General features: G+C 46.2%; 7 protein-coding genes. 2 read left to right on the forward strand and 5 right to left on the reverse strand.

What is annotated here, in order from left to right:
• Nucleotides 1-3: 3 nt before the first annotated feature.
• The 4 genes from E5983_RS02580 to E5983_RS02595 are packed head-to-tail and all read right to left on the reverse strand — an operon-like array spanning nt 4 to nt 4,742.
• Entirely contained in the window at nt 4-1,257 is a 1,254-nt protein-coding gene (locus E5983_RS02580; protein WP_160332359.1) for a hypothetical protein, read from the reverse strand.
• A 2-nt stretch (nt 1,258-1,259) separates the two neighbouring features.
• Nucleotides 1,260-2,648: a GT4 family glycosyltransferase PelF gene (pelF, locus tag E5983_RS02585; protein WP_160332360.1), complete on the reverse strand. Its 1,389-nt coding sequence runs from the start codon at nt 2,646-2,648 to the stop codon at nt 1,260-1,262.
• On the reverse strand, nt 2,636-4,444 hold the full coding sequence (locus tag E5983_RS02590; RefSeq protein WP_160332361.1) for a DUF2194 domain-containing protein: 1,809 nt from the start codon (nt 4,442-4,444) through the stop codon (nt 2,636-2,638). Before E5983_RS02590 ends, pelF begins: the two co-directional genes overlap by 13 nt.
• Nucleotides 4,395-4,742 carry a hypothetical protein gene (locus E5983_RS02595; RefSeq protein WP_160332362.1) on the reverse strand — a complete coding sequence of 116 codons (348 nt, stop codon included), beginning with the start codon at nt 4,740-4,742 and terminating at the stop codon, nt 4,395-4,397. The genes E5983_RS02590 and E5983_RS02595 overlap by 50 nt, the downstream gene beginning before the upstream one ends.
• A gap of 135 nt (nt 4,743-4,877) precedes the next feature.
• On the opposite strand from E5983_RS02595, the gene E5983_RS02600 reads away from it, so the two are divergent.
• Together E5983_RS02600 and def are read left to right on the forward strand one after the other, a co-directional pair.
• On the forward strand, nt 4,878-5,045 hold the full coding sequence (locus E5983_RS02600) for a hypothetical protein (RefSeq protein ID WP_160332363.1): 168 nt from the start codon (nt 4,878-4,880) through the stop codon (nt 5,043-5,045).
• 59 nt (nt 5,046-5,104) lie between these two features.
• Entirely contained in the window at nt 5,105-5,719 is a 615-nt protein-coding gene (gene def / locus E5983_RS02605) for a peptide deformylase (RefSeq protein ID WP_160332364.1), read from the forward strand.
• A gap of 144 nt (nt 5,720-5,863) precedes the next feature.
• Here the strand turns inward: def and E5983_RS02610 are convergent, their stop codons facing one another.
• Nucleotides 5,864-6,745 (reverse strand): class II fructose-bisphosphate aldolase, encoded by an 882-nt coding sequence (locus tag E5983_RS02610; RefSeq protein WP_160332365.1) that lies wholly within the window; start codon nt 6,743-6,745, stop codon nt 5,864-5,866.
• Nucleotides 6,746-7,005: the final 260 nt, after the last annotated feature.

The raw sequence follows: 7,005 nt of genomic DNA on the forward strand, positions 1-7,005 counted from the left end.
ATATCACGCCGCCTCATAATAGGAAACAATAGCGTAGAGCCACTGACCTCTGAGCCCCTCATACTGGCGGTAAGCCAAGGCAACTGCCAAAGCAGCCCCCAGTAAAAAACCAAGCCCAAAGTAAAAAAACCCTAACCAAATTGACAAGCCAGCAAAAAGTCCGTTAATGCCACAAAAACAGGCTACTAGGCGCCAAACAAAAGAAAATTGGAGGAGATCCTGAAAAAGGGACTGGAAAACTTGTAACAACTGCAGCAAGCTATAGGCCGGCAGCAACAAAGTAAGATAATAACTAACCCAGTTTAAGGGATGAGCTGTCAAATAAAGGCATAAACCTGCCAGAAGGAGAAAAAACTCTAACAACCACACACAAAGATAGACATCCATCCGTTTCTGACACGAACTTTCAAAAGCTTCCAAAGACTGAACCGAAGCGTTGCCATTCAAGCCACCAACAAGATCCTGCCAAGTTGGAGAAAAGTAAGCTTCCTTAAACCCTAGCCACTGGGCACTAAACAAGAGATAAACCAACAGCGCAACCAATACAGCCTGATCGTAAACTGGGGCTAGACGCAGACCAGGAGCAAAGTCCTGCCCCAGCGGTGACCAATAGATCACGATCAAGGGCAACAAAATCGCACCAAAAAAGCAAAGACCTAGCCAAGCCTGTCTAGCCGGTACGGCTACCAGAGTAGGGCCCCCTTCCAATTGCCCCCATAACAAGCAGGCATCTAATAGGAACAGCAAGACCAAACCCAGGGCCAAAGCAGAAACAAACCCTAACAGGCACATCAGGAGCGAGAACAATAAAACCAAGCCAAAAATCCCCAACAGCTGACGGCTATACCGATTCCCGTCTAGCTTCGCTCCCAACCGTTCCCGCAAAAGCTGAGAAGAAAGGGCTGCTCCCAACAATAACAGGGCGAGAACCGTCTCGAGATTCAGTCGGTCATAATAAAACAGATAAGCTCCCAGAATAACCGACTGGAGACCAACAAGTCCCAGTACACTGGACAAAAACCAAGCCAAGCGTACACGACTAATCCAAGGTCGCACGAAACTCTGACTCAGAAAGACTCCTAAAAAACCATAACTCAAAAGTGGTAAGAACAGGGGAAAGGCTCCTACTTGTCCGAGGCCTAACCAGGTCCGCACCTGATTGAAGGATAGTAAAAACACAGGGAATAACAGAAAACTCCCATAAAGAGCTAGTAGGAGCTGCATAGCACGCAATCCCTGGCTACAAATCTTCCGCATACTCACTCCACCTCATAGATTTTTTGATAGGCTGCTAGAACCTGCTCCTGTTGGTAGCAGGCTTGAACCCGACGCCGACCTGCCTGTCCCATCTCAATCCCCAATTCTGGATTGTCCAAAATCTGTCTCAAAGCCGCAATAAATCCAGCTCGATCCCCTGGTCGGATACAAAATCCGGCAACTTCCATTCCCTCCACCCCTTGGCCAAGCAACTGGCGACAGGAGCCAACATCACTGACTACACAAGGAAGACCGGCAGCCATCGCTTCAAGAATAGCCAAGGGCTGTCCTTCTGACAAGGACGGCAAAAGCAAGCAGGTCCAATCTGGCAAATGCTCCTGGACGGAACAGTGACCCAAAATTTCAACATTTGGAATCTCCCAGCGCTGGATTGCTCTCTGGCAAACGTCCCAGTAGGTTGTATCTTCAACAGCTCCTAGAATGACCAGCGTTACAGGATAACCTTGTCTGCACAAGGCAGCATGGATAAACAGCAATTCTAAGACATTTTTTAGGGGTGTCCAGCGAAGAACCGCTCCTATTCGTGGGTTCTGACGAGCCTCTCTTATCTGGAACTGCCGCCAGTCCTCCCAATTTAAGCCATTAGGGATAATCTGACACTTATGAGCAGAGCAACCCAATTGGACTTGGTGTTTTTTCACCCCTTGAAACAGACTTGTTACAGTTCTGGCCTGACTGTAACTAATCTGCGTCATTTCCCGAAAGAACCAACGAATGCAGTCCTTTTGGGTTGCTAGCAACTGGGGGGAACGACTCAGCACTTCTTCTTTTTCCAAAAGATAAAGACCATGCTCAGACAGGACTAAAGGACAGGTGAGCCTTCTGGACAAATAAGTAGCCACATAACCCGCATAACCTGTCGATAAGGCGTGGATGCAGCAAGCTTCTACTGGCAGCTTCACTTGTGCCAACAAGCCCAGGAGATTTCCAAAAAGGGACCGAATTTGACGGTAAAGGGGTAAAAAAGGGGCCTTGGGATAACTGTACTTAATCCACTGAAAGAGCTGACTAAAGACCTGTGGTGTCTGTAGGGCCCAGCGACTGCTAGCCACATCCCAGGCATCAGCATCCAAAATCTCCGTCAACCACCGACTAGGATCCGACCCTAGTGCCCACTGTGGAGGAAGCTCCTCTAAATCTTCCCCTTCCAAAACCAACTCCTGGAAACCAAAAACATTGGCAGGCAAGTCATAGACGAAAGTCCCACAAGTTTCCGGCCTATCCACAATCGTGACTAAATAAAATTGATAACCCTCCATCCCTCCTATAAAATCCTGAATCCAATTAGACAATCCACCCTTCCGATACGGATAGGCCCCCTCCACCACTAAAACAATCACTGAATTTGCCTGCTTCCCTAAGAATCCCATTCAACCCTCACCTTCTCTACATCTGTCTCCAACAAATAAAGCTGTTTGGCCACTTGTTTGATTCGTCCACCCGTCACGCGCAAATTTCGTCCCTTATTTTGGCGCAAAAGAAAGGAGCGAGTACCTTCTGCATGACCTAAGGTCAACTCCAAAAAATCACTTCCTTCATCCACCTGTAAGGTCAAGGCCAAAAATCCACCAACCTTAGCTGCAAACCGACTGGCTCCCACAAAATCGAGATCTGGCGCAGATCCCTGCAAGGCTTGCATCGAGCTGCGATAGGCTCTGAAAAGCTCCTCCCAACTCTTGCCATGACTACGGGCCTGATCCAAGATATCATCGGGATGGATAAACTGACTATTGACAAAGTGAGTATTTAATTCTGAAAAAACCGCCAACCTATCAAAATCATCCCAATCCATCCCCGAAACCAAGCGTGGTAGGTCCAGCAGACCATCTGTGCCTAGACCAAATTCCTGGGCGTAGGCTCCCTCCCCTGGAAAATAGGTCGAAGCAATCCCTTTTAAATCCGGTAAAGTCGAAGCGAGTACCCTACGCCCCTCCGGACTCAAAATATTCGATGGCGGGACATAGACACTTGGTTTTTGTCCACCATAATAAGTTGTAACCAACTGCTCCAAACTACGTAAGGACTCTCGGATGGCTCGTTCCTGGGGCCAAGAAACATAGGCCTCGGGCACAGCTTGCTCCCAAGCCTGCACTTGTAAAGGTTGATGGTTATAACCATGGTAGGCCAACTCTCCACCCTGCTTTACAAGCATTTGCCCCAACTCCAAAGTCTCCAAGTCAGGCAAAAGGAGGGGAAAAGGGGGATGAACCTGCTTGTTATAACTAGCCACCAAAGCACCCGTATAAACAAGCTGTAACTCCTTTCCGAGAGCCTGCATGGCGGGCCACCAGGTCCTGGGCACAAACTGATCAAACGGTTCTTGGCGCTGTTTTGAAATCCAAATCTTTTCGGATTCACTAATAGGGGCTGGAAAATCATCCAAATAGACCACCCCAGCATCAATCACTGGATAAAGATACACCGGATCCATCAAAGATAGGCCCAAACTATAAATTCCTCGGTAAACCTTGTCATAGATTCCCAGATTCATCACCACCAGTTGGCCCTCTCCTGCCTCCTTCTGCCAAATCAGGGGAAGCTCCGTCTTCGTATCCCAAGCAGGAATCCGACAACTAGCATCCAACTGTACTCCCCAAGCCGAATCAAAAGGATGGGCAATTACAAAGGGACCCGAACCTCCAAGCATCACATCCTTCTCCAAACTAATCGAAGAAACCACTTGATTCTCCCTAGTCCCAGACGCAACCCCCAACCAGCTTTGAAAACTAGAATCCTCTTCACTAGCCTGGGGCATGCCAATATACAACTGACCACCTGCCTCGACCCAGGTCTTTAAGGAAACTTGGAGCTCCGCTTGTTGCAGCAAATCCTCTCCTAAATAATAAATGGTTCGGTAACCCTGCAAGTCTTCTGGTAAAAATTCATGGGATAAATCCACCGTCCGCTTGGATTTGCGGAAGTCCTTCAGTAATTGCTCCAGTTCCAACTGGGCTTCCACACTACTAGGACGCTTGGAGTAGTACAGGACCAAGCCCTCCACCTTTCCTTGTTGCAAACTTCGCCGATCCTTGAGTGGCTCTGCCTCGACCAAATGTTTCACAGGACTAGGCAGGGCTTGGTAGGACTGGGCACGGTAGATAAAAAAGAGGCCCATACTAGCCAGAACTAGAAATAGCAGTTGCATGGTCCATCGCAGTTTCTTCATTCGGCTCCTCCATCCCTGTCAAAAATCCTGAGATTCCATAAAAATCCATCAATTCTTGGTAGGCAGAACTGTCCTTTCTCCCTGCCTCTTCCAAATGCAACAACTCGAGTTCCAATTGGTAATGCATACTAGCTAAAAAAATGGCCAGTTCTTGGCCCAAGTCAGCCGGTAAGACATCCCATTGCTCCCGTAGATAACGGACATACACCCTTGCTTCCTGCGTAGAAATCTGCTTCAGAAGGAGACTCCGCTCCTCCCTTGTCGCCTGCTCCCAAGCAAGCCATTGCTTCTGCTCCATCTGCACCTCCTTCTACTTATCCATTCGTTTTTTATTTTCAAAATGCAAACAAGTTTTTATTAGCTTTTTACAAACAAAAAAGATAGACTAGAAACAAGGGAAATACATGATGAAAAAATTGGATCAGTCTATTTTATGCGGATGCTGATTTACAGTACTCTTTCCCTTAGTCATTGGGGGCTGATTCCAGATTTTCAAGCGATTCTCTACCTGCTCGCTAGCCTCTGCCTACTTTTCGATATCTTGGAAAGTTATCAAGCCTGGCGGAACCGGGACAAACACCGCACCAAAAAAGCTGGTTGATTTTTTCAAAAAAGCAGACCAATTATGATATAGTAGAACGTAAAGAAAAGGAGAAACGCATGTCTGTAATAAAACGATTAACACGGTCATCACACCTGATTGATATGGATGACATTATCCGTGACGGCCATCCCACCCTCCGTCTGAAAGCGGAAGAAGTAACCTTCCCTCTCAGTGATGAAGAAATCATTCTGGGTGAAAAAATGCTCGGATTTCTAAGAAATTCCCAGGATCCGGTGATGGCTGAAAAAATGGGATTGCGCGGGGGCGTTGGTCTAGCTGCTCCTCAAGTCAACATCAGCAAACGTATCATTGCTGTTCTCGTCCCTAATCCAGAAAGCCCAGACGGAGAGCCTCCTAAGGAAGCCTACAGCCTGCAAGAAGTTCTCTACAACCCCAAAATTGTCTCCCACTCCGTCCAACGAGCAGCCCTCAAAGATGGGGAAGGCTGCCTATCTGTGGATGAAGACAAACCTGGCTATGTTCTTCGCAACTCGCGCATTACGGTAGAATACTTCGATAAACACGGGGAAAAACATCGGATCAAACTCAAAGGTTACAACTCGATTGTCGTCCAACATGAAATCGACCATATTAACGGTGTCATGTTCTATGACCGGATCAACATCCAAGAACCCTTTAGAGTTGAAGATGGGCTTATCCTCTTGGACTAATCAATCTTTTCCTCCATTAGGGCAAAAAATGATAGAGCCAAACAAAAAACGGAATTTCTTTCAGATTTTTGAAAGGAATTCCGTTTTTTTGCGAATAAAAAGAAAAGAGAGGGGCTCCCCCACTCTCTAGATTGCTTCTGCTAATTAAGCTTTATTAGCTGAACCGAATACTTCAATACGGTCTTCAACTGTACTTTGAACAGCCTTGATACCGTCTGCCAAGAATTTACGTGGGTCGAAGAGTTTTTTCTTATCGTATTCTGCTTCGTTTGCATCGTAGTTACGAGCAAATGCACGAGTAGCATCTGAGAAAGCGATTTGGCTCTCAGTGTTTACATTGATTTTTGCAACACCAAGTTTGATAGCTGCAACAACTTGATCATCAGGAATACCTGAACCACCGTGAAGAACGATTGGGAAACCAGGAACAGCTTCTGCCAATTTTTCTAGGTGATCCAATGCAAGACCTTCCCAGTTTTCTGGGTATGGACCGTGGATGTTACCGATACCAGCTGCCAAGAAGTCGATACCAGTTTCTACCATAGCTTTTGCATCTTCGATTGGTGCCAATTCACCTTTACCGATGATACCATCTTCTTCACCACCGATAGTTCCAACTTCTGCTTCGACAGATATACCTTTAGCATGTGCCAATTTAACAACTTCACGAGCTTTTTCAAGGTTTTCTTCGATTGGAAGGTGAGAACCATCAAACATTACTGAAGTGTAACCAACTTCGATACACTCAAGAACATCTTCATAGTGACCATGGTCAAGGTGAATCGCAACTGGAACAGTGATTCCCATTGACTCAACAAGATTTTCAATCATGTTTTTAGCCAATTTGTAACCACCCATGTATTTTGCTGCTCCCATTGATGTTTGGATCAATACTGGAGCTTGTTTTGCTTCTGCCGCACGCAAGATAGCTTGAGTCCACTCAAGATTGTTTGTGTTAAAACCACCAACTGCGTAACCATTATCGCGAGCTGCTTGAACAAATTTTTCTGCTGAAACGATTGCCATGTAAACGGCCTCCTCTTATTTTTTTGGGGTACACCCAATACATTGTATAGTTTATCACGTTTTTTGCTAAAATTCTAGTCCTATTCGAATTTTGGCATGAAAAAAAAGGGCTCTTTGTCAAGTTGTGTGGAATCCCTGAAAACTGACAGTTTTAGGCTTTTATTATTTAGCTTTTTAATAAGGGTGTTGAGATGGTTTTAACGTCAATCCGAATCCGGCTTCTTTCGAATTTCTATGAGATGCTTTCCCTGTGGTGGGGG

Source organism: Streptococcus danieliae, from assembly GCF_009767945.1.
Taxonomy (GTDB): Bacteria; Bacillota; Bacilli; order Lactobacillales; family Streptococcaceae; genus Streptococcus; species Streptococcus danieliae.

What these genes read in the sequence shown, in the direction of transcription:
- E5983_RS02580 (WP_160332359.1), bottom strand. Translation starts at nt 1,257, where the DNA reads ATGCGGAAGATTTGTAGCCAGGGATTGCGTGCTATGCAGCTCCTACTA.
- pelF (WP_160332360.1), bottom strand. Translation starts at nt 2,648, where the DNA reads ATGGGATTCTTAGGGAAGCAGGCAAATTCAGTGATTGTTTTAGTGGTG.
- E5983_RS02590 (WP_160332361.1), bottom strand. Translation starts at nt 4,444, where the DNA reads ATGAAGAAACTGCGATGGACCATGCAACTGCTATTTCTAGTTCTGGCT.
- E5983_RS02595 (WP_160332362.1), bottom strand. Translation starts at nt 4,742, where the DNA reads ATGGAGCAGAAGCAATGGCTTGCTTGGGAGCAGGCGACAAGGGAGGAG.
- E5983_RS02600 (WP_160332363.1), top strand. Translation starts at nt 4,878, where the DNA reads ATGCGGATGCTGATTTACAGTACTCTTTCCCTTAGTCATTGGGGGCTG.
- def (WP_160332364.1), top strand. Translation starts at nt 5,105, where the DNA reads ATGTCTGTAATAAAACGATTAACACGGTCATCACACCTGATTGATATG.
- E5983_RS02610 (WP_160332365.1), bottom strand. Translation starts at nt 6,745, where the DNA reads ATGGCAATCGTTTCAGCAGAAAAATTTGTTCAAGCAGCTCGCGATAAT.